The organism is Streptomyces sp. NPDC002911 (assembly GCF_053591835.1).
The window spans coordinates 14421-34285 of sequence record NZ_JBSFUO010000033.1 but is presented as its reverse complement, the minus strand read 5'-3'; the positions used below and the strand labels follow the sequence as shown (position 1 = coordinate 34285).

General features: G+C 67.4%; 22 protein-coding genes and 1 pseudogene. 9 read left to right on the top strand and 14 right to left on the bottom strand.

Annotation, left to right across the window (positions count from 1 at the left end; genetic code table 11):
• Positions 1-352: 352 nt before the first annotated feature.
• A complete protein-coding gene (locus ACWD04_RS29890; RefSeq protein ID WP_451136862.1) occupies positions 353-565 on the bottom strand; it encodes a hypothetical protein in 213 nt (70 codons plus the stop codon).
• 145 nt (positions 566-710) lie between these two features.
• On the opposite strand from ACWD04_RS29890, the gene ACWD04_RS29885 reads away from it, so the two are divergent.
• Both ACWD04_RS29885 and ACWD04_RS29880 read left to right on the top strand, forming a co-directional pair.
• Entirely contained in the window at positions 711-899 is a 189-nt protein-coding gene (locus tag ACWD04_RS29885) for a hypothetical protein (protein ID WP_451136861.1), read from the top strand.
• Between the two features lie 152 nt (positions 900-1051).
• Positions 1052-1300 (top strand): hypothetical protein, encoded by a 249-nt coding sequence (locus tag ACWD04_RS29880; RefSeq protein WP_451136860.1) that lies wholly within the window; start codon positions 1052-1054, stop codon positions 1298-1300.
• A gap of 219 nt (positions 1301-1519) precedes the next feature.
• On the opposite strand, the gene ACWD04_RS29875 is transcribed toward ACWD04_RS29880, so the two are convergent.
• Positions 1520-2014 carry a haloacid dehalogenase-like hydrolase gene (locus ACWD04_RS29875; protein WP_451136859.1) on the bottom strand — a complete coding sequence of 165 codons (495 nt, stop codon included), beginning with the start codon at positions 2012-2014 and terminating at the stop codon, positions 1520-1522.
• A gap of 447 nt (positions 2015-2461) precedes the next feature.
• On the opposite strand from ACWD04_RS29875, the gene ACWD04_RS29870 reads away from it, so the two are divergent.
• The gene (locus ACWD04_RS29870; RefSeq protein WP_451136858.1) at positions 2462-2746 is read left to right on the top strand and encodes a hypothetical protein; all 285 of its coding nucleotides are present in this window, start codon (positions 2462-2464) and stop codon (positions 2744-2746) included.
• Between the two features lie 174 nt (positions 2747-2920).
• Here ACWD04_RS29870 and ACWD04_RS29865 read toward each other — a convergent pair whose 3' ends face one another.
• The 4 genes from ACWD04_RS29865 to ACWD04_RS29850 all read right to left on the bottom strand — a co-directional run bounded on the left by ACWD04_RS29865 (position 2921) and on the right by ACWD04_RS29850 (position 8971).
• Positions 2921-4657 (bottom strand): immunity 49 family protein, encoded by a 1737-nt coding sequence (locus tag ACWD04_RS29865; protein ID WP_451136884.1) that lies wholly within the window; start codon positions 4655-4657, stop codon positions 2921-2923.
• A gap of 383 nt (positions 4658-5040) precedes the next feature.
• A complete protein-coding gene (locus ACWD04_RS29860; RefSeq protein WP_451136883.1) occupies positions 5041-7584 on the bottom strand; it encodes a Helicase associated domain protein in 2544 nt (847 codons plus the stop codon).
• Positions 7585-7622: 38 nt separating this feature from the next.
• Positions 7623-8084, bottom strand: coding sequence for a hypothetical protein (locus ACWD04_RS29855; protein ID WP_451136857.1), 462 nt, complete (start codon positions 8082-8084; stop codon positions 7623-7625).
• Between the two features lie 281 nt (positions 8085-8365).
• Positions 8366-8971: a TetR/AcrR family transcriptional regulator gene (locus tag ACWD04_RS29850; RefSeq protein ID WP_451136856.1), complete on the bottom strand. Its 606-nt coding sequence runs from the start codon at positions 8969-8971 to the stop codon at positions 8366-8368.
• Between the two features lie 58 nt (positions 8972-9029).
• Between ACWD04_RS29850 and ACWD04_RS29845 the strand changes: the two genes are divergently transcribed.
• Positions 9030-10064, top strand: coding sequence for a hypothetical protein (locus ACWD04_RS29845; RefSeq protein ID WP_451136855.1), 1035 nt, complete (start codon positions 9030-9032; stop codon positions 10062-10064).
• Positions 10065-10090: 26 nt separating this feature from the next.
• Here ACWD04_RS29845 and ACWD04_RS29840 read toward each other — a convergent pair.
• The 4 genes from ACWD04_RS29840 to ACWD04_RS29825 form a co-directional block, all read right to left on the bottom strand.
• A protein-coding gene (locus tag ACWD04_RS29840) for an IS5 family transposase (protein WP_451136854.1) occupies positions 10091-10911 on the bottom strand; the annotation gives its coding sequence in 2 pieces (ribosomal slippage) (positions 10091-10576 and positions 10579-10911; 819 coding nt in all).
• A gap of 60 nt (positions 10912-10971) precedes the next feature.
• Positions 10972-11154 (bottom strand): hypothetical protein, encoded by a 183-nt coding sequence (locus ACWD04_RS29835; protein ID WP_451136853.1) that lies wholly within the window; start codon positions 11152-11154, stop codon positions 10972-10974.
• 215 nt (positions 11155-11369) lie between these two features.
• Complete coding sequence (locus tag ACWD04_RS29830; RefSeq protein ID WP_451136852.1) at positions 11370-11516, bottom strand: hypothetical protein; 147 nt, start codon at positions 11514-11516, stop codon at positions 11370-11372.
• A 293-nt stretch (positions 11517-11809) separates the two neighbouring features.
• The gene (locus tag ACWD04_RS29825) at positions 11810-12322 is read right to left on the bottom strand and encodes a hypothetical protein (RefSeq protein ID WP_451136851.1); all 513 of its coding nucleotides are present in this window, start codon (positions 12320-12322) and stop codon (positions 11810-11812) included.
• Between the two features lie 987 nt (positions 12323-13309).
• On the opposite strand from ACWD04_RS29825, the gene ACWD04_RS29820 reads away from it, so the two are divergent.
• The 5 genes from ACWD04_RS29820 to ACWD04_RS29800 all read left to right on the top strand — a co-directional run bounded on the left by ACWD04_RS29820 (position 13310) and on the right by ACWD04_RS29800 (position 17557).
• On the top strand, positions 13310-14386 hold the full coding sequence (locus tag ACWD04_RS29820; RefSeq protein WP_451136850.1) for a bifunctional DNA primase/polymerase: 1077 nt from the start codon (positions 13310-13312) through the stop codon (positions 14384-14386).
• On the top strand, positions 14383-15951 hold the full coding sequence (locus ACWD04_RS29815; RefSeq protein ID WP_451136849.1) for a DNA primase family protein: 1569 nt from the start codon (positions 14383-14385) through the stop codon (positions 15949-15951). The genes ACWD04_RS29820 and ACWD04_RS29815 overlap by 4 nt, the downstream gene beginning before the upstream one ends.
• A gap of 126 nt (positions 15952-16077) precedes the next feature.
• On the top strand, positions 16078-16461 hold the full coding sequence (locus ACWD04_RS29810) for a DUF6009 family protein (RefSeq protein WP_451136848.1): 384 nt from the start codon (positions 16078-16080) through the stop codon (positions 16459-16461).
• A 479-nt stretch (positions 16462-16940) separates the two neighbouring features.
• Positions 16941-17180, top strand: a complete 240-nt coding sequence (locus ACWD04_RS29805; protein ID WP_451136847.1) for a hypothetical protein — start codon at positions 16941-16943, stop codon at positions 17178-17180.
• Positions 17180-17557 (top strand): fic family toxin-antitoxin system, toxin component, encoded by a 378-nt coding sequence (locus tag ACWD04_RS29800; protein WP_451136846.1) that lies wholly within the window; start codon positions 17180-17182, stop codon positions 17555-17557. Before ACWD04_RS29805 ends, ACWD04_RS29800 begins: the two co-directional genes overlap by 1 nt.
• 216 nt (positions 17558-17773) lie before the next feature.
• Here the strand turns inward: ACWD04_RS29800 and ACWD04_RS29795 are convergent, their stop codons facing one another.
• The 4 genes and pseudogenes from ACWD04_RS29795 to ACWD04_RS29780 all read right to left on the bottom strand — a co-directional run bounded on the left by ACWD04_RS29795 (position 17774) and on the right by ACWD04_RS29780 (position 19823).
• Entirely contained in the window at positions 17774-18328 is a 555-nt protein-coding gene (locus ACWD04_RS29795; RefSeq protein WP_451136845.1) for a hypothetical protein, read from the bottom strand.
• A gap of 115 nt (positions 18329-18443) precedes the next feature.
• Complete coding sequence (locus ACWD04_RS29790; protein ID WP_451136844.1) at positions 18444-18677, bottom strand: hypothetical protein; 234 nt, start codon at positions 18675-18677, stop codon at positions 18444-18446.
• A gap of 74 nt (positions 18678-18751) precedes the next feature.
• Positions 18752-19606: an oxidoreductase gene (locus ACWD04_RS29785; RefSeq protein ID WP_451136843.1), complete on the bottom strand. Its 855-nt coding sequence runs from the start codon at positions 19604-19606 to the stop codon at positions 18752-18754.
• Positions 19603-19823 (bottom strand): annotated as a pseudogene (locus ACWD04_RS29780) (Atu4866 domain-containing protein). Before ACWD04_RS29780 ends, ACWD04_RS29785 begins: the two are co-directional and overlap by 4 nt.
• Positions 19824-19865 lie beyond the last annotated feature (42 nt).

Genomic DNA, 19865 nt, shown 5'->3' with positions numbered 1-19865 from the left:
GCAGACGCAACGCCTCCCGACCACATAGCTCGGGAGCAAGTATCCGGCCGCAAACGGCTTCAGCCTTGCTGAGTTCATGTCTCGGCAGATCACCGACGACATCCATGACCACCTCGTGTCCGTCGGTATGCGTCGGCCCGGCGCCTGCGGCCTACTACGCAAAACTGCCACCCCGCACACGTCACCACACAGATGCAGTGGCAACCCCAGGCGACACACGGATTGGCCGGGCAGCATGGCCCGTGCTCCAACAGCGGAAGCCGTGGCGACGTCCTGCCGGTCCGCCTCTACCGCAGTCTCTCCCACCCGCGCCTCCCACCACTGCTGTGCCCAGGACCATGCGCAGAGGGTTTCACCGCCACCCACACGAACCAAAGACCTCCCACACAGGCGTGGTGAGCTCCACCAGCAGCTCGGCCTTCCTGTCGGTAGGTAGCGATTCAGGCCCCGTAGGAAGCCCGTCGGCCAGGCTGACCAGGATGTCCATGTTGTCGACCATCCACTCGGTGGCCTCGTCAAGCTGCTTCACCCAACGAGCCCGCTCCGCCTCGACACGTCCACGCATGACCAAAGTCCAAACCGGGTCATCCTTGGCCGGCGCCTCAACGTCGGTCCCGGCCCGTCCAGCAAGAACACTGGCCCCGCGCACATGCGAAGTGGCCGCAGGGCCAGTACGAGCGCAGTCCTGTCAGAACGCTCAAGGCGACCGTATGGCGAGTGAGCTCATGGCGCACCTACAAATGGCCCTGACGACCGCAGACGACCGCTTGGTGATGACGCCCGTGCGCCAGGTTCCGGAGCACGCGCCGCCGGAGGGACGCACGGACGACGCCTTTCATCTCGACGTCTACACCCTGCGCCTGGCCACAATGTGGGAGCTCGAGCGCCACCGGCGCTGACCCGACAGCTCCAACCTCCACCTCTTCGTCACCCACAACACCGCCGTCGACGACTCCGGCCCGCCGATCAGCGTGGGTGTAGGGGAGCACCGGAAGAATGGCCCCATCGCCCCATAAGGCCCGCCCGGTCTGCTCGAAAGGCCACTGGCACGGTGCCGGCCGGGGGAGGGAAGGTCACTTTCGAGATCGATCAGTTTGATCCTCAGAGCCCCACAGGGGACAGGTACACGGGCGAGCGCTTCGAGAAGGCGCTGTACGTCACGCGCAGGTCGGTGGTCTTCCGTTCCTCCGGCCGTGACCTGACCACAACCGGTTCGTACATCGAGATGGCGTCCCGCGTCGCTGAGCCGATCCTGCTCGGCCGTGCCGTTCTGGCAGTCCGCAACCGCGTCGAACGCTGACCGTGCGGAAGCAGCCGGGTATGGGCTTTCATCGGTCGGCGAGTACTTGGATCACGCAGGAGGGGTCCGCAAGGTCTTGAGCAACGAGGTCTGCTCCGGCTTCTCGCAGGTCGGTGCTGGTTGAGCGTACGGGCGACCGCGAGGACGGGGACGTTGTTGTTTTGGCGGCGGCGACGCCGGCGTGCGTATCGCCGATCAGCAAGACATCAGTTGGCGCGATCAGGGTGTCCGAGCTGCGGCTGGCTCTGCGGATGGCGATACGAACGAGTTCGGCGCGTTCGTCGTCGTCCTCGCCGTATCCGCCGATCGGGAACTGAATATGCGTGTCGAGCCCGCACACCGGAGCTTGGTCACCGCTGCACCCCTGATGTTGCCGGTAACTACCGTCTGCTTCACGCCGCCCAGGGCGGCGACTGCCGCGAGTAAGGGGGCCATCCCAGGCAGGGCGTCGCGTCGTTCGCGAAGGTCGCCGGCGCGGAGCTCCTGCTCCTCGGCGGAGAGGCGGGCGAATGCTTCGACCATGGGCCGGTCGCTGGTGATGCCGTGGAGTTTCGCGGCCTCCCGGAAGATCACGGGCTCTGTCATCCCGTCGACCGCGGCCTGCTCACGCATGGGGTGCCCGGTGGCCCCTCCGAAGCAGTAGCCGAAGATCTCACGCCCGACCCTGCGGGTGGCGACGAGGGTGTGGTCGATGTGCCACAGCACCAGCTTCAACGTCAGTTTCCCAGTCCCTGCCGCCGTCCCCTCCAGCCGACCACGGTGCACGCGTAAAGCCAACTTCCGTCCGCTATCGCGGTCCAGGTGGACACAGTGCCGTGGAACAAGGGGTTGTCATCACGGTCCCGCCCAGCCTGCCGATCGGTGAACGCGTCCGAGAGCGCCTCAACCGCTTTGGTCGAACCCAGGCCGCAGTGGCCGGCCTGTACGGGATCACCACGGACTACCTCTCCCAGATCGAGCGAGGGCTGAAGACCCCTATCCAGCCACCTCCTGGCGCAGTTGGCGAGAGCTCCAAGTCACCGTGGGCTACTTCCTCAGCCACGAGCAGCAAGTCCGGCCCACCACCGCAACGGCGACTAACTCCATCATCCGCGCGCTTCTGGGCGGCCGCCAGGGCTCCCAGCCGGGGCCTCGCTGGAACCTGCCGATCTACGGAAGCGGGTGGAAGGCGGATGGCGGATCTGGCAGACGCCCCCCACCCGCTTCACCGACATCGAACCGCTCCTGCCTGACCTCATCATCGACGTCGACACCGCGGCACGCACCCACCGCACCACTCCGGCAGTACACCGCAACATCCAGCGCCTGACCGCCGACCTGTACGGACTGCTGCGCTCTTACCGCCGCCGCCCCGGGCGCACCGAACCCTCCCTGATGGTCGCTGACCGGGCCCTGCGAGCGGCCGAGGCAGCCGACGCCCCCCTGCGCATCGCCGTGGCGAAATAGAACCTGGGTCCCGTTCCTGCTGTCCGAGCCGGGCCAAGAAGACGACGCGGTCGACATGGCACTGGGCATCCACCGCTCCGATACCGGTCTTCTTATCGAAGCCACCGAGCTCCGGGCGTGCGCGCCCACCTGCGTCAAGCCGTTGACCACATACGCCGAAGTCCGGACGGGGCACTAGAAGGGTTCAGCGGCACACAGGACATTGTGTGGCAGGTAGGGGGACTCCACGCGGATGGCCCAGCCGCGGCGGCGGGCGTGGCAGGCCAGGGCGAGGACGTCAAGGTTGACGGATACATCGGGATCGTCGGCGCGGTCGGCGACCTGGTAGTAGGCGCGGTGGGCTTCGAGCGCGTCGGCCAGGGCCAGGTTGAAGCTCTCCTCGTCGCCCTCGACGAGCTGCGACAGCAGCACGGTCGGCGGCATCGCGAAGCCCCAGTCCTTGGCCTTCTCAGCCTCCTGCAGCGCCCGCTGCGCGGCCGCTTCGGGATCGGCGCCCTTCAGATAGGCGTGGAGGGCTTCGCGGTACGCGCTGAAGGCGGAGCCGTCCGGGCGAGCGAAGGTGGGGCCGGTGAGGACCAGCGGGGCGAGGTCCTCGCGTGCTCCGGTGATCAGGGCGAAGGCAGTGGCCCTCTGCCAGTGGCCGGCGCTGGTTTTCTCGCCCCGCTCGGCCGGGTAGCGCAGCGTGCGGCCGCCGATGGTCACTTCTGCCTCGGTGCCCGGCTCCGCCAGTGCGATGCGGAACAGGGCCGCCCCTATGTGAGAGGCCAGCCGCAGGGTTGCGAGCTGGGCGTCCGTGACGTCGCCGGCTTCTCCCGCCCGCCACTTGAAGAGGCGCTCCTGATCGCCCATGACGCCGGCGAGACGCCAGAGGCCAAGGGGCTTTCCGTCGGCGGGGGTGAACGCCTCACGCAGGTGTTCCTCGTACATGGCCTCGATCCGCGGGATCCCCTCGCGCTCGCAGGCCGGCCGCTCCACCACCAGCGTGCCCGCGGCGAGCGCGGCGACCGCGTCCGGCCGCCGGTTCCGGCCGAACTCCGCGACCCGCGGGCCCCGTGTCTCGAAGCCGGTAATCAGGGTGTACGGCAGATAGTCGGTACGGACGCCCGGCGCCCAGCCCAGTGTCCGGTACGCGAGCGCGGCAAGAGCGATGGGGACAAGCGGCAGGAGAGTGCGCGGGGAGGCCGCAGGGCCGTGCAGGGCGGCATACCTGGCCAGGAGGCCGGCTAGCGCAGCATCGAAGGCCTCCCGGTCCTCGACGGCCATCGCGCGCAGAATGTGGAGCGCCGTACTGTCCAGCCGGTCCAGGAGGGGCTCTCCGGTCTCTGCAGCGCGTGTACGGATGCGGTCGAGGGCCGCGTCGACGGCGGCGAGCTTGGCCTGCGCGCTCGGCGGGTACTCCTCGTCGTCGCCGGTGTCGTCCAGGACCACGGCCATCAATCCGGTAGCGAGCTCGCCAGCGGGCGTTCCCTTCACCTGCGCCGCGAACTTGTCGCGGGCGAAGTGGAAGGCCTCGCCGTGCCATTTCGCTTTGTCTCTGAGGACCGTCAAGCAGAGCGCGTCGATCCACTCCCCGGCCGTGACGCTCTCCTCGGGGGCATCCTCACCCGGGTCGTAGCTCATGCCGAAGTTCACGTACTCCAGGAAGACCTGGAAGCTGCCGTGCGGGTGGTACGCGGCGTAGGCGACGGCTCCGGCCGCGGCTTCGGAAGCGTCCTTGAGGGCGGCCTGGGCCTCCGGGTTGTCGAGGTCGCGTGTCTCGACGGAGAGGGCACCCAGGTAGTCGAGGAATCTGTCGGCGATGGACCACCATTCGTAGGCGGCCATCCGGCCGGCCCTCGACATGGACCGAACGTCGCCGCCGATGCGGTTCGTGAAGTCCTCGCGTACTGCCGACACTACGGCCTCGCCCACCTGGTGGCGCTCTATTCGCACTGCTCTGCTCCTCGATCGAATCTCTGCGACAGCCTAGGCGTGGGATCTGACAGGCCACCGGCTGCTGTGCACAAAGCTTCAGCGTCACCCTTCGCTTCTGACGAGCGGTGAGGCCCAGCTCGGAACGCGTCAGGTGCCGGTGTCCGGGCCCCGGCGACCGGGGGCCCGCAGAATCTCTGCCAGCTGGTGCGCAGCGCGGTGGCGACGTGGGCCAGGACCGACAAGAGCCTGACGAAGCGCACGGTCTCGGTCCAAGGCCCCTTGAAGCGAACCTGATCCGCCGCCCAGTCGCCAAGCCGCCTACTCGGGCGGAACCCGGCCAAGCAGGTAACCGGCAGCGAACGTGATGGCCACGGCGCCCATCACGCCCACCGCATGCCGACGGCAGACAGCTGCTCGACCCGCTCAGGGGTCAGTGTCGCAGCCCGCGCACGTTGATTCGCGACCCATGCTCCGAGACTCAAGGGACGCTCCTCTTCCTGGCCTGCACCAGCTCCGGGGACAAGGATCGTCTCGACGTGCTTCCTCGCGACCCTCAGGTGGCCTTCCCGCTCGAAGTACTGCCGTGCGGCGGCAAGATGCATCGCCCACTTCTGGGCCTGGCTCATAGACAGCTTCGGCCTTTCGGCTTCCTCGGCGGGCTCGATGCCGAGGACCTGTGCGCACATCCACTGCTGGGCCGCGGTGAGCTTGTCCCACCCGGTGCGGACCGTCTGGCCCCAGCGCCCCAGGTCTTCGCCCTGGGCCAGAACCTGACCGGGCTGCATGGGCAGGGGGTCGCCGGCTTCAAGATGGAGGCGGGTGAGGTGGAAGGTGCGCTGCCAGGTGACGGCCCAGGCCGGGCACCACGAGGCGTCGATCTCCTCCAGCTGCTCGCGCCGCTCCTCCGACAGCGTCCAGGTGGTCGTCTCAGGGGGGAGGCCTTCGGCCTGGCGGCGGGCGTTGTCGTCGGCCCTGCGGGCGGCGGCGCGGGCGTTCTTCAGGAAGATCCCGACCTTCGCACCCTCGTAGGTGGCATCCAATGGGGCCAGCAGGTGCCCGTGCAGGGCGGCCCAGGCGCGGGCGGCGGAAAGGCCTTCTTCCCAGGCGACGTCGACGGTGGACCAGATCATGCCGAGCTGCTCCAGCTGGGCGGTCCGGTCATCGGTCATGGTGCCGCGGGCGTACTGGCGGCGGGCGTCGGCAATCCACTGTCCGAGTGGGAATCCGGTCGGCGCCGCAGGAGTTGGCTCGGCCCCCTCGTCTTCCTCGACGTTGTCAGCGGTGCCGTCCTCGAGCCCGGGGGCGCGGTAGGTGAAGGGCACGCGCAGGTCGCCGTGCTCGCCGGCGTACAGGACAGCGGCTTCGATTCCGCGGCGCCAGTACTCGTGCTCGGGGTCCAGGACCCGGAGCTTGATGAAGGCGGCCAGCACAGCGGGATCGCGGGGGGTACTGAACTTCAGCAGCTCCCGCGCCGCGGCACTCGGCCCCGCCGCCTCTTCCCCCTCCTCCCGGACCGGCTCGGTGTCGTCCTCGTCCTCTTCGCTGTCGTGAGGCTCGGTGCGGGTGGGGGAGGGGGGCTGACCGAGGAGCTCCACGACACGGGCGTCGTGGGCGCGCAGGGCTTCGAGGAGTTTGGCGAGGTCTCCGTAGGCCTTGCTGGTGAGCATGTTCTCGGCGCTCTCGCCGGGCTTGAGGAGGATGGGGACGACGAGGGAGGCGGTCTTGCAGTCACCCGGCTGCACGCGCAGGGCGCGGCCGACGGCTTGGACCAGGTCGGGCATGGAGCCGCGGACGTCGGCGAAGAAGACGCTGTCGCAGGTGCGGGTGTCGACACCTTCGCCGAGGACCTTCACGGAGCCGAGGTAGCTCTTCTCGACCACGGTGCCGTCGCCGGCGATGCCGGTGGCGAACTCGTCCAGGACCCGGGCCCGGTGGAGCGGCTTGTGCTCGCCGGACAGCCAGTCGGCCCAGATGTGCCGGGGGTAGAGCTCTGGGTCGTCCTTGTGGAGCCGGGCCGCGACGTCGGGCATACCGGCGGTGAAGGCTTCGGCTTCCTTGACCAGGTGGTGGAAGGTCAGGGTGCGCCTGAACCCTTCCTCGGCCGAGGCCTTTACCAGGGCTGCCTGCAGAGCGGCGATCCTCGCCCCGCGCACCTCCTCGGTCGTGGCCTGGGAGCCGGAGCGCAGGGTGTCCTGGTACTCGGAGTCGGTGACGTCCACGCACACGACCTGGTAGCGGGCGCAGATTCCCCAGCTCACCGCGTCGGACAGCGTAAGCGTGTACGCCCTGGCGCCGAACAGGCCGTCGGGGTCGTCCTCCATGCTCGCGGCCAGCTCCCCGAGCCGGCCCGGGTTGTCCTCGTCCAACTGCCACACCCGAGGAGTCGCGGTCATGTAGAGGCGCCGGGCGGCAGGGATGCGCTGGTTGTCATGGACGACGGCCCAGGGCTTACCGATCCGCCCGGAGGTGCGGTGCGCCTCGTCCACAACGATCAGGTCCCAGCCGCCCAAGCCGGCCTGGTGCGCCCGCTCCAGGGTGCCCAGACCGAGAGAGGCGTAGGTCGCGAAGACCGTCACCCGGTCCAGGTTGCGGGTCCACTCCACGAATTCGTCGCAGTCGGTCGTGTTCGGGAAGGAGGCCTCCTCACCACGCAGTGAGGAGATCCCGATGACCGGCCCGGTGCGGCCGCTGTCGCGCCAGGCCCGCTCGGTCTGGGTGAGCAGATCCAGGGAGGGGACGAGGACGAGCACGCGGCCGGCCTGCAGCTCGTCCGCGCTGCGGGCTGCGACATAGGTCTTGCCCGAGCCGGTCGCCATGATGACCTGCGTCCTGAGTCCCCGGGCCGGGAGCCGGGCGCCGGGCGCCAGCTCCAGGGCGCGCAGGACCGCATCCACGGCTTCACGCTGATGAGAACGCAGCGGCATCTTCGTCACGATGGAACTCTCCGTCGGTAAGAGGCGCCTCATGCGCGCACGGTCCGGCGCTCCGTCTCCGCGTCCACGAACTGCTCGAGGCCCGAGACCATGCCGACCTCGCGGCGATGACCGCCTACGAACGGAAGTATGGAGTCCCTGCAGAGGGCAGTCTGCAAGGGTGGCACGACTTGGACGATCCTACCGAGATCACCCAGCATGAATTGAATCGACCTGGGCCGCTGCGCGAGAGACTCTCGACGTGGATCGCACCGAGGAGACGAGTTGATCACGGAGTACCTGCTGAGCCGCCGCAGCAGGTCGATCGCGGTCGGCACGGTGTCCTTGCCGATGCTCTCAGGGACGCAGCCGGTGCGGTGGACGAGAGCGGCACGTCGGATGTCAGAGTCCAACGTGGTGTCATCGGCGAGCGAGCCCAGCCAGGCCGTGGCTGCCGTGCGTGCTGCGGGCAGCCGCCCCGCCAGGAGGGCCATCGTCTTGACGACGAGCAAGCGTTCGACGATCCCGTCCTGGACCCAGCCGCGAGCGGAGGACGCCCACCGCGCGGTCGGCGCCGTCGAGGAAGAGGCCCAGGCCCTCGATCGCGGCACGTCGCACGTTCGGGTCCGCGTCGGCCGCCTAGACGGTTTCGTTTGGATCACGCTGGGGTGCCCCGCTCTGGCACCGCACCTCGCGGTGTTGTCGTTATTCAGTGACGCTCCGTGTCGACTCCTTCTTGCGATGCACGGCGCCAGACTTGCTCCCTGAGTCAGCCCGACTCGAACGAAGGACTTTAGGTGTGTCGGCCTTCCTGGTGCATGACGAGGGGGAGGAACAGTAGGTCCACGATTTCCTCCAAGTCGATGTCGGACGGGGTGCGACGGGCCATCAGAAGTTCATGGAGGACGAGGACAACCGGGAGTGCGACGAGCCGGTCGGGGAGCGAGGCTGCAGGGTCGATCTCGCCACGGTGGGCTGCCCGGTCGAGGACAGTTCGCATCCAGTCGCCCCCCGGGCCGCGATTACGGGAGGCCAGGTACGCGGATAGTTCCGTGTCTACCCTCAGCTCTGCGGCGAGCACCTGTCGCACCGGGGCGAGATCGAGCATCTGGCGGACGACGAAGCGCAGCAGGGCGATCACGTCACCGCGGAGATTCCCAGTGTCGGGCGGTTCGTTCGGTACGGGCGGAGCCTTACGGCTCAAGGCGGCCAACACGAGATCCCGTTTCGTGGGCCAGCGACGGTAGAGCACTGCCCGGCTCGTGCCGGCGCGGGAGGCGACCGCTTCATACGTCATCCCATCGAAGCCGCAGGCGCTCAGCTCGTCCCATGCGGCGTCGAGGAGCGCCGTTTCCAGCTCTGCCCCTCGTCGGCGCTTGCGTACCGGTTCTTTAGACACATCATGTATCTTAATCTCACATCGAAGATACACAGCGACTCTTATTGGAGGCGTCGGCATGCGCGGAAGAGGCATCCACTACGACACCGGCATGTATGTCCTCGGCAAACACTCCCGGCCAACCTTCGACCCCCGTGTCGTCGAGCGAGAGATACGGATCATCGCTGAGGATCTTCACTGCAACGCCATCCGCGTCATCGGTGACGATCCCGACCGGATCGACGTAGCGGCGCGATGCGCAGCAGCGGCGGGACTTCAGGTCTGGTACTCGCCCTTTCCCTGCGACATGACGAACGGTCAGATGCTGCCGTTCCTTGTCGACTGCGCGGAGCGGGCCGAACAGCTGCGCCGCGACGGCGCGGACGTGGTTCTCGTCACCGGCTGCGAGCTGAGCCTGTTCGCCCAGGGATACCTTCCCGGCGATACCTTCGCGGATCGCGTCCCGGTCCTCGCCGGCCCCGACCGCGAAACCGCCCTCCAAGGCATCCCTGACCGGGTCAACGCCTTCCTCCGCGAGATCGTCGCCGCCGTACGGCCCGTCTTCGGCGGCCCAGTCACATATGCCTCCAACCCCTTGGACGGAGTGGACTGGGAGCCGTTCGACATCATCGGCCTTGATGCCTTCCGCGGCCTGCGCAACGCCGCCACCTACCGCGACGACCTGCGCAAGGAATTCGCCCACGGCAAGCCGGTGGCCATCCTGGAAGTGGGCTGCTGTACGTTCCAGGGAGCCGGTGATTACGGTGGCGCGGGCTGGTACGTGGCGATGGAAGCGGACGGACTCACGCTCAAGTCCGACCTGGTGCGGGACGAGAGCGAGCAGGTCCGATACATCGACGACCTCATGCCCATCTTCGACGAGGAGGGCGTCGACTCCGTTTTCTGGTTCAGCTTCATCGACTGCCGCGCCCCGCACCGCACGGACGGTGCCCCGGATCTGGACATGGCCTCCTACGGCATCGTCAAACTCCTCGAGAAGGACCACGGCATCCCCTCGTCCTCACGCGCCTATCCCGACATGCCCTGGGAACCGAAGCGTGCCTTCTATGCACTCGCTGGCCGCTACCAATGCCTCGAAACCGAGGACTGCTAATCATCTAGAGCTAGTCCGTTTCTGGATCAGCGTGCGGACCAGAGGAAGATGCCTGCGATGTGGAGTCCGGCGAGGTAGATAGTCGCGGTCTTCTCGTAGCGGGTGGCGATGCCGCGCCACTGCTTCAGGCGATTGATGCACCGCTCGACAGTGTTGCGCTGCTTGTATGCCTCGCGGTCGAAGGCCGGTGGTCTGCCGCCGGCCCGTCCGCGCCGCGTCCGGTTGGCCTGCTGGTCGGCCCGCTCCGGGATTACCGCGCGGATACCGCGTCTGCGCAGGTGGTCGCGGATCGCGCGGGAAGAGTACGCCTTGTCGGCCAGGACCACATCCGGCCTGGTGCGGGGTCGTCCACGGCGGCAGGGAACGCGCAGGCGGGTCATCACGTCCGTGAAGGCGGGAGCGTCGCCGGCCTGGCCGCCGGTGAGGACGAACGCCAGTGGCCGGCACCGGCCGTCGGACAAGAGGTGGATCTTTGTGGTCAGTCCTCCGCGGGACCGACCGATGGCATGGTCGTCCGGCTCGCCGGCCGGGGCCCCTTTTTGCGGGCCCCGGCAGCGTGCTGGTGAGCCCGCACGATCGTGGAGTCCACCGAGACGGCCCAGCTGACGTCCTCGTCCGCGTCTGCCTGGGCCACCAGGGCGGAGAGCACCCGCTCCCAGGTGCCGTCAATGGCCCACATCCGTAGCCGGTTGTAAACGCCTCGCCAGTTGCCGTACTTCTCCGGCAGATGCACCCACTGGGTACCGGTCTGGAACTTGAAGGCGATCGCGTCGATCACCTCACGGTGGTCCCGCCAGCGGCCACCCCGCTTCGGCGTGCGGTCCGGGAGCAACGGCTCGATCCGCACCCACTGCGCATCAGTAACGGCACACCCGGACCAACGACCGACAGATCCAAACGAAACCGCCTAGGCAACAACGGCATCGGCGCGCTCGCGCATCATCGCGGCACCGTCCGTGCACGCCGCCGAGGCGGTGCCGTCCGGTCCGTAGTAGATGCCTCCGTCGTCGCGGTCGACAGATTCACGTCCGATGCTGAGCAGCAGTGCAACGGTGGAGGCGCGGTCGGGGGTCGCCGGGTCGTCTGCCATTACGAACAGGAACGGCAGACTTGCCACCGTGCACGGATACACGTCGCCCTGGTGTGAGCCGCGCTGTAGAAGTCGCCCTCTCCGGTCCCAGAGCTGGGGGTCCGGCGAAACCATCGCCCGGAGCGAGCCAGCTCGGACCAGTCCGGCAAGCGTCCCGCCTGAACAACGAAACAGGCCTGCACAGGGGCTGGTCCTTGCTCCCGTGGGACCCCTGCTTAGGCTGCCAGCGCCTGGTCGGAGCGTGGGTACGTCTCCTCGTCGAAGAGCACGAACCTCTCGATGGTCGTACGGAGCGCTGCCTCGCGGACCGTACGCACGGGAGTCCGGGCCCCGTCGTCTAGCGGCCAACCGTAGATCAGCACGATTCCCAGCTGGCCGTCGCCGTTCGACGGTCTCTCTCGTCCTGGCGAAAGACCGTCGAAAGGTAGCTGGGCAAGGAACTGCAGGCATGGGTGTTGAAGCCTGTGCGCAGTCCTGATCTGGGGGCTCCGCCGTGTGCAAGGAGCACCTGAACCTCCCCATACGACGCGGAGATTGTGAACTCTGCAACCCGGCGTACGTGTGCGGAGCCGTCTAATAGCGCAAGGCTCTCGTAGTGCTTCGTTCGCCTCGACGCACCGTCGCTCGCTCCCACACGAGGGCTGCCGCACGTCAGCTACTCGGCGACCATGGAGTCAAAGGTTGCGCGCAAAAGCTGGTCGATCGTACCGGGCCGTTCGGTCATGGAGTCGAAGAGATCAGCGAGCAGCCACAGCACGAAGTTATGGACCAGGGCTTCCTTCGGCGAAATCTGTCCGAACTGGTCACGCCACGCCACAGTGTCCATGCCCATCGCTGCGGCCATCAGGACACCGGTGACCATCGGCACCTGAGCAGGGTCGGCCGTCTCGAAAGTGGGGAGCCTGCGGATAACCGCCGGGATCAGATCGCTGAGCGGATCCAGACGGTTCTCCCCATGGTTCTGCTCGGCGATCAGGTAGCCGGTCAGCACACCCACCAGGAAAACTGTGCCCCGGGATACCTCCTCACGCCCGTAGGCGGCCAACGCAACCTGGACCCGTTGCTCGGCCCGCCGGCGTTCCTCGGGGGAAGTGCGCTTCTCCAGGACCCGGGACGAATCCCACGCTGCACGAATCGCCTCATCCATAACTACGCCGCCATTGGTCATGAGAAGACCGTAGACGAACTCCGAAGCGCCCCTTACGTCGCAGAGGCAGGATCAGCGCTGGGGCGATCTCCCGGCCGCAGCGTGCCGATCTCGTACAGCACGCTGTCGTTCTGGCAGGTGTAAGCGGGCCTGTGCACCGGCAAGGTCCTGTTCCTGTTCCTGTTCCCACGGCTTCCCGCCCTGCGCAGGACCGGTGGCTGGTGGTTGTCTTTTGCGGCTCTGCGGTCTTGGGGTGGGGGAGTCGCCGGCAGCAGCCTGGGGTGGCGTTGCCAGCGCAGCATCCTGCACCAGCCGGGCGGACGTCCTCGGGGGGCTGCACGGATACCAGGACAAGCTCGCTCGTGCAACAGCGGGTATCTACTTCGCGGGCACAGCAGGATTGCGGATGCGCCCGGCGCGAGACTGGAAGCGGCTCGTCTGCAGCTCAGTCCCTCTCTTGAGTCCCCTTGGCATAAGGCCAGGTCACAGGCTATGTCAGCAAAAATGTGAGGGTCTAAAGGGACTGAAGGGACCGAATTTTCCAGTTCCACGGATCACGTGTGCGTGTGTATGCGTGCGCATGAGAGTTAGTGACTGTAGTCATGGGTGGTTCATAACTGGAACTTTCAGTCCCTTCAGTCCCTCGAAAGCGACAGGCAGGCCACCTGACCTGCAGCTTTACGGGAGGGACTGAAGAGGGACCGAACAGGCCGGTGTCCTTCAGTCCCTTGCCCCGTGTGCCGAGGGCTTTGGAGCCGACACGCCCGGCCGGAAACACGGCACCAACTGGACGAGCAGACCTGCCGCCCCAACTCCCCAGGGACGCAAGGGACCGAAGGGACTCAAAGTTGGAGACGGCTACACCCGAGCCCGATGCTCTGTTGTAGGCTCTGGGCTCATTGGAAAACTCAGTCCCTTCGGTCCCTCGTTTGCCAGCTGCAACCGCCTGACCAGGTCTTTCGTGTCCGGGGACTGAAGGACTGTTGGCCCCCTGCAAGGACGATCAGCGTGCCGCGTCAAAGCGAGACCAGCGTTTCCCGTACCGCGGGACACGCCAGTCCCTACGATGTCGCGCGCTGGTGCGCCGCGAACGGCTGGCCCGTCCACCCTCTTGCCGCAGGACGCAAGACTCCCGCAGCTAACTGTCCATCCTGCCGGGAGACCACACACCGGCCTCACCAATGCCCCTGCCACTCCGCAGGTAGGTGGTGCCACGGCTTCCACGCAGCCACGACCGACCCCAAACTCCTGGACGCCTGGTGGGGGAGCAACCCCACCCTCGGGGTCGGAGTCTCCTGCGGGCCGGCGAACCTCGTGATCCTCGACATCGATGCCCACAGCGTGAACATCCCCGACCGCAACCGCCTCCTGCCCGGCATCCCCATTCACGAAAGCGTCAACCTCGACGGCCTGGCCTCAGGCTTCGACACACTTGCCCTTCTAGCGGCGCTCCGAGGCAAGAAGAGCCCAGCGGAAGACGACGCCACCCTCCGAGTCCGAACCCCCTCCGGAGGACTCCATGTCTGGTACCGAATCCCTAGCCACGGCCCCCGCTACAAGTCCTCCGTCGGCTCCAGCCCCAGAGTCGCCCTCGCCTGGCAGGTAGACATCCGAGCCACCGGCGGATACATCGTCACCCCCGCCACACGAACTCCCACCGGCACCTACCGTGCGCTTGGTACGACCCGCACTCCAGCAGCGCTGCCCAATTGGCTCGCCACCGAACTCCACCGCACTGGTCATTCCGTCAACAATGCCCCTGCGCCCAGCCTCCGCCCGCCCCCGAGCAGGACGGCTCCGGCCAGAAAGCAGGCACACGGTCTCCTTGAACCTCTCCTCGCCCAGGTCGAAGCATGCGCAGTCGCACCTGAAGGAACGGCGTTTACAGAGAAGCTGAACCGGGCTGCCTACACTGCCGGAGGGCTGGTAGCCGCTGGCCACCTCGACCACAACCAAGCACACGACCTGCTCACCGCAGCCGCCGACGCCGCGCGCCCCCACCGCCACCGCCACAGCAGCGGCGTCATTTCCTCTGCCCTGTCCGCCGGCGCCAGTCGACCGCTCCATCTCAAAGGACGCCCATGAGCAGCGCTGACAGCCCACGCTTCGACGTCACGGCAGCGGCTCAGCAAATGCTCGAGCTAGAAGTCCAGACCACACAGCCCAGCCTCCCCGCACAGCAGAACACCGCAAGCGTCACCGCCCACGCACCTGCCGTGCCCAAGGGCCTGCTTCCGGCGATGCTCACCGACCGCGGCAACGCCAAGCTGTTCGCCGTCATGTTCGCCGACCAGTTCCGGCACGTAGAGGGCCTGGGCTGGTACCACTGGGACCAGTACCGGTGGAAGCGCACCGGCGGAGAGAAGGCCGCGGTCTGGGCAGCCGGCGACCTCGCCGAGCAGATGCCGGCCACCGACCCGACAGGCACCTTCAACGAGCGGGAAATCAACGCCCACCGCCGCAGGTCCATGTCCACCCCCGGCATCAAGGCGCTCCTCACCCAGGCCAAGGCATCCCCAGCGCTCGCACTGGACCCCGACGTCCTGGACGGCGACCCCTACGCCCTATGCACCCCGGCCGGCGTCGTCAACCTCCACAGCGGCGATCTCCACAAACCCGACCCCGAAGCCGACATGCACTCCAGGGCCACCAGCGTCGCCCCTGAAACGATGCCCACCCCCCGCTGGCACCGCTTCCTCCACGACACCTTCGGCGAAGACACCAAAGGACAGGAGACCATCCATTTCCTGCACCTGCTGCTCGGCTACTCGATCACAGGAGACGTCGGCGCCCAGGTCCTGCCCTTCCTCTACGGCACAGGCGCAAACGGCAAGTCCGTCCTCCTCGACGTCATGACCCAAATCCTCGGCGACTACGCCCAGGCCGCTCCGCCTGGCTTCCTCATGGAGAAGGGCAAGTTCTCCGAGCACTCCACCGAACTGACCGAACTCCACGGCCGCCGCATCGTGGTGTGCTCTGAACTCAAGCCCAACGACAAGTTCGACGAATCCCGGGTCAAGCTCCTGACTGGTGGCGACCGCATCATGGCCCGCCGCATGCGGCAGGACTACTTCAGCTTCAACCCCACCCACAAGCTCTGGCTGCTCGGCAACCACCGGCCCGAGGTCGGCACCGGCGGCCACGCCTTCTGGCGCCGCATCCGCCTCATCCCCTTCGAGCGCGTTGTGCCCGCCACCCGCAAAATCGACAACCTGGCGAAGGAGCTCGTCCAGAGCGAAGGCCCCGGCATCCTGCAGTGGCTCGTCGAAGGAGCCAAGCTCTACCTCGCCACCCGAGACCCCCTCGCAGGCCCCGCCACCGTCCGTTCCGCCACCGAGGCCTACGCCACCACCGAAGACCACATCGGCCGCTTCCTCACCGAGTGCTGCACCACCGACAGCCCCGACAAGAGCCCCGATCGAACAGCCGGAGACCTCCGCGTCGAGCAAGGCCTCCTCTACGCCACCTACAGCAGCTGGTGCCAGGCCGGCGAAGGAATCCGCCCCGCCACCGCACGCGCCTTCGCCACCCGGGTCCGCCAAGAGCTTTCCCTCGCCTCACCCGCAGACATGATGAAATCCAGCGGCAAGAAGTACTACCCCGGCCTCGGCCTTCTCGCCGACGAAGCCCCCCAGGCCGACCATGCGTAACACTCGCGCCCTACGCACCCTCTCCCCGGCCGCCTATCCTGGACACGGTGCCCCCACCAGGGATCGTGCTCACCACACAACAACCGACCCGCAAACGGGCGAAAACAACGAAAAGGGGCTGCAGCCATGAGCTCGCTGCTGAACGAGAGCGACCTCTGCCACGAGAACGCAGTGGTCTGGCTGGAGAACCCCGACGAACTCGACTACGTGCGCCAAGCTCTCGACAAAACCCCCCGGCGCCGTGGCAAGCCCCGCTACGAACGCGACGGACGCATGGTCGGCTACACAGAACTCGACACCGAAGCCGAAGCCGACCCCGACAGCGGCCTTCAGCTCCGCCGGGTCTTCTTCCTCCTCCCACACGACCGCGACGCCAACCCCGACGGCCCCTACCACGAAGGCGCCCCCGGCGAAGCAGTGGACCCCCGCACCATCGAACCCCGCCGCGTCGGCGACAAAACCCCCCGTTCCCAACGCGGCCCCGCCGCGATAGCAGCCACCAGCAACTGACCCCCTGCAAAAAAGCCGACGCACAGCCCAACCTGGCCCCCTGGCCTCTTACCTCACTACGACTCCGGGTTGTGTCGCACGAGCGAGACGTGCAGCGCGGTAGCGAACAAACACCAGACGGCGTACGGGGTGAGCGCGGCCTGCCGGTCGGTGGCCGCCATACGCCGAATGGCGACTGCCGCAAGCACTCCCGAGCAGTGCCCCAGGCCGCCGGAGACAGGGTGGCCGCCGTGCCCGTGTGCCAGCCCTGACCGCAGTGCCGGTGAAGGATCCACGCGTACCACCAGAACGCAACTCTGATGCATCGTCCCGCCGGGCGGGACTGAGCATCCGCTCAACTTGAGGTCGCAGGGCAGAGGACGGAATAGGGCCGGATGTACTTTCGTGAGAACGGGTCCTTTTCCCAGGACGGGGACGTGCAGTGCACCGCCCTGGCATAGCCGCCGGAACATTGCGGTAACAGCTGTTACCATGCGGGTATGGCGAAGACACAACTGGGCGCTCGCGTGGACGAGGACGTCGCGGAACTCGCGAAGAAGCGCGCCGCCGACCTAGGACTGAGTATCGGCGACTACCTCGCCCGCCTGGTGCAGGACGACGCCAGCGGCCTGCGCGCCCATGCGGTTGACGCAGCTGCCCGCTTCCTGGCCGAACACCAGGCACTCTTCGACGAAGCCGAAGATGCGGGGCAACCCGCTCGGGGAGCGCGCGCGGCCTGATGGATCTGCACATCGACGTCCCCTGGATCTTGCAGGTCGCTGAGGCTGCCGGGGTCAACGATCCGGCCCCCGACGACTACGGCGTCCCGGTCTCGGCGGTGGCCCGCCACCGGGCTGAACTGTTCGAGCAGCCCGTCTACGACGGCCCCTACGCCAAGGCCGCCGCTCTGGTGCACACCCTTGGCCGCTGCCGCTGGCTGGAACGCTCCAACATGGCCGTCGCCGCCGCCACGGGCGTCATGTATCTCGAGGCCGCCGGGATCGCCGTCAAGCCCGCTCGCGCGGACGCCGTCGCCCTCAAAGACCTGCTTCTGGATCCGGCCTGCACCGCGCAAACGATCGCCGCTTTGCTGCGGACCTGGCCTACCGCCACCTGATGACTCGATCACCTGGACGAAGGTGACGGCTTACGACCTTGATGGCGGTCACGATCATGTGCGACCTGTTCGGAATCCACAGGAACACCGCCACTCAGTGGGCGGCTCCGGCCCAGGACAGCTGGGCCGGCTACATCGTGGCTCGCACCTGATCTTTAACTCATTTTGTTCCGCGGCCTGGTGACGTGGTGCGGTCGGTGGGTTATGCCTACCGACTCATTTCGTTCTCAGGTTGCGGTTTCCGGCTCGGCTCTTCGCGATGTTTCGTATCTTCTTGCTGCTGCCTGACTCGGCGAGCGGGGCGAGTACCGCCAGCGACATCGACTCCTCGGCGAGGACGCGCCGCATCCAGTCCGTGACCTTCGCCCACTCGGTCGACGTCGACACGTGACCGTTCTTGATGGACAGGTAGAACTGCCAGTCGTGGATGCGGCAGCGAATGAACTTGCGGTACCCCTCCGTCTTGAGCCGGTCGATCTCTGGCAGTAGTTCGGCCGACCACTGCCGGAACTCGGCAGGAGCCGTCGCCTTCCTCGCAATCCTGTCCAAGAGGGCGACCACCGCCGTCTTGGACCCCATCTCGTTGGGATCCCGCAGGATCGTGGCCACAATCGCGCGGTCTCGGTCGCGGCTCCGCGAGGAAGCGGTTACTGAGACGACGCGTTGGTACGCGGACGATCGGACGTGCTCGTCCGCGACGGCATCGTCGACATCCCCGTCGAGGATACCGGCCCCCGCTAGCAACTCGGCCACATCGGAATGCAATGTCATCGCTTCATCCCTTGTCGCACGGCTGGGCCTTGGCGGCCTCGCGCCGCTCCCGTCCAGCCTGCTCCTCAGCCTGATGCAGAGCCGCCGAATAGCGCACCACCGGAATGTTGCCTCTTCACCAGTACGCCGGCCCCACGGACAGCCGCACCCTCGTCACAGGCATCACCGTCCTCGCCTCGGCCGCCGCCTCCACCATCACCCTCCACGGGCTGAGCCTGCGCTCCGCCTCCTTCGTCCAGGCCGCTCCACCCTCTGCCGCACGCTCGCCGCGTACGACGAAGCCGCGGCAATGGGCCGAGAGCCAGACGAGAGCCGTCCGGCCCAACCCCATCAGGGGGGAACCACTCATGAGGCGCACACCGCCGGCACCTGACCGGCCTCACCCGACGTGCTTGCCCCCGTGCCGGATCATGGCGCTCATGCCTACGGGGCGTCGGCAGGGGCGTAGTCGGTGGAGAGGGTGAGGTCTTCCCAGGTGTCGAGGTCGCGGTCGACCGCGTCCCGTCCGGCCCGGACCAGGCGCAAGGCGTCGGATCCAAGGACCAGGTGGGCCGGAGGGTCCGGTGCGTCGAGGATGCGCAGAAGGGCGGCGGCGGCCTTGGCCGGGTCGCCGATCTGGTTGCCGCTGGCGTTCTGCCGGGCGGCGCGGATGGGCTCGAACATCTCGTCGTAGTCGGGGATGGTCCGCGGTGCGCGGATCATGGAGCGGCCCGCCCAGTCGGTGCGGAAGGAGCCGGGCTCGACGGCGGTGACGTGGATGCCGAAGTTGGAGACTTCCTTGCCGACGGCTTCGAGGATGCCTTCGAGGGCGTACTTGCTGCCGCAGTAGGCGGAGACGCCGGGGAAGGAGGCAAGTCCGCCCATGGAGGTGACGGCCAGAATGTGCCCGCGGCGCCGTTCGCGCATGAACGGCAGAACCGCCTGAACAGTGGCTGCCGCACCGAAGACGTTGACGTCGAACTGCGCGCGCAGATCGGCCAGCGGAGTCTCCTCGAAGGTCCCTTCCAGCCCGTACCCGGCGTTCGCGATCAGCACGTCGACGGGTCCCACCGACTCCTCAACCTCGCCGACCACGGCGAGGACGGCCGCGTCGTCGGTGACGTCGAGCAGGCGGGCATGGGCGCGCTCCGGGTGCAGAGAGTTGAACGCTTCCGCGTCGGCGCACCTGCGGACGGTGCCGACGACCGTGTGGCCGGCGTCAAGGGCGGCCGTGGCGAAGGCACGGCCCAGACCGCTGCTGACGCCGGTGATCAGGAAGACCTTGGGGGTGGGTGTCATGCCTTGCTCTCCTTGTACAGGACGAGGTGCTCGTGGAAGGGCACACCGTCGCGGATGTCGCCGGTGGCGGTGAAGCCGGTGTCGTCGACGTAGATGAGGTGGCTGTCAGTCACGGTGCCACGGCCGGTGCAGGCGTTGCGGCGGGTGCCGCGGGCCTCGTCGTAACGCCCGTCGGGCAGCAGTTCCTGGCGGATGTCCCGTCCGCGGTCACCCACATCCCGACCACGTCCACGTCACCGGTCCCGTGCCCGGGGTTCTT

Excerpts from the sequence above, each read along its gene's own strand:
- ACWD04_RS29800 (WP_451136846.1), top strand. The coding sequence starts at position 17,180 with ATGGATCTGCACATCGACGTCCCCTGGATCTTGCAGGTCGCTGAGGCT.
- ACWD04_RS29790 (WP_451136844.1), bottom strand. The coding sequence starts at position 18,677 with ATGAGTGGTTCCCCCCTGATGGGGTTGGGCCGGACGGCTCTCGTCTGG.
- ACWD04_RS29845 (WP_451136855.1), top strand. The coding sequence starts at position 9,030 with ATGCGCGGAAGAGGCATCCACTACGACACCGGCATGTATGTCCTCGGC.
- ACWD04_RS29815 (WP_451136849.1), top strand. The coding sequence starts at position 14,383 with ATGAGCAGCGCTGACAGCCCACGCTTCGACGTCACGGCAGCGGCTCAG.
- ACWD04_RS29795 (WP_451136845.1), bottom strand. The coding sequence starts at position 18,328 with ATGACATTGCATTCCGATGTGGCCGAGTTGCTAGCGGGGGCCGGTATC.
- ACWD04_RS29890 (WP_451136862.1), bottom strand. The coding sequence starts at position 565 with ATGCGTGGACGTGTCGAGGCGGAGCGGGCTCGTTGGGTGAAGCAGCTT.
- ACWD04_RS29785 (WP_451136843.1), bottom strand. The coding sequence starts at position 19,606 with ATGACACCCACCCCCAAGGTCTTCCTGATCACCGGCGTCAGCAGCGGT.
- ACWD04_RS29885 (WP_451136861.1), top strand. The coding sequence starts at position 711 with ATGGCGAGTGAGCTCATGGCGCACCTACAAATGGCCCTGACGACCGCA.
- ACWD04_RS29860 (WP_451136883.1), bottom strand. The coding sequence starts at position 7,584 with ATGCCGCTGCGTTCTCATCAGCGTGAAGCCGTGGATGCGGTCCTGCGC.
- ACWD04_RS29805 (WP_451136847.1), top strand. The coding sequence starts at position 16,941 with ATGGCGAAGACACAACTGGGCGCTCGCGTGGACGAGGACGTCGCGGAA.
- ACWD04_RS29810 (WP_451136848.1), top strand. The coding sequence starts at position 16,078 with ATGAGCTCGCTGCTGAACGAGAGCGACCTCTGCCACGAGAACGCAGTG.
- ACWD04_RS29835 (WP_451136853.1), bottom strand. The coding sequence starts at position 11,154 with ATGGCAGACGACCCGGCGACCCCCGACCGCGCCTCCACCGTTGCACTG.
- ACWD04_RS29825 (WP_451136851.1), bottom strand. The coding sequence starts at position 12,322 with ATGACCAATGGCGGCGTAGTTATGGATGAGGCGATTCGTGCAGCGTGG.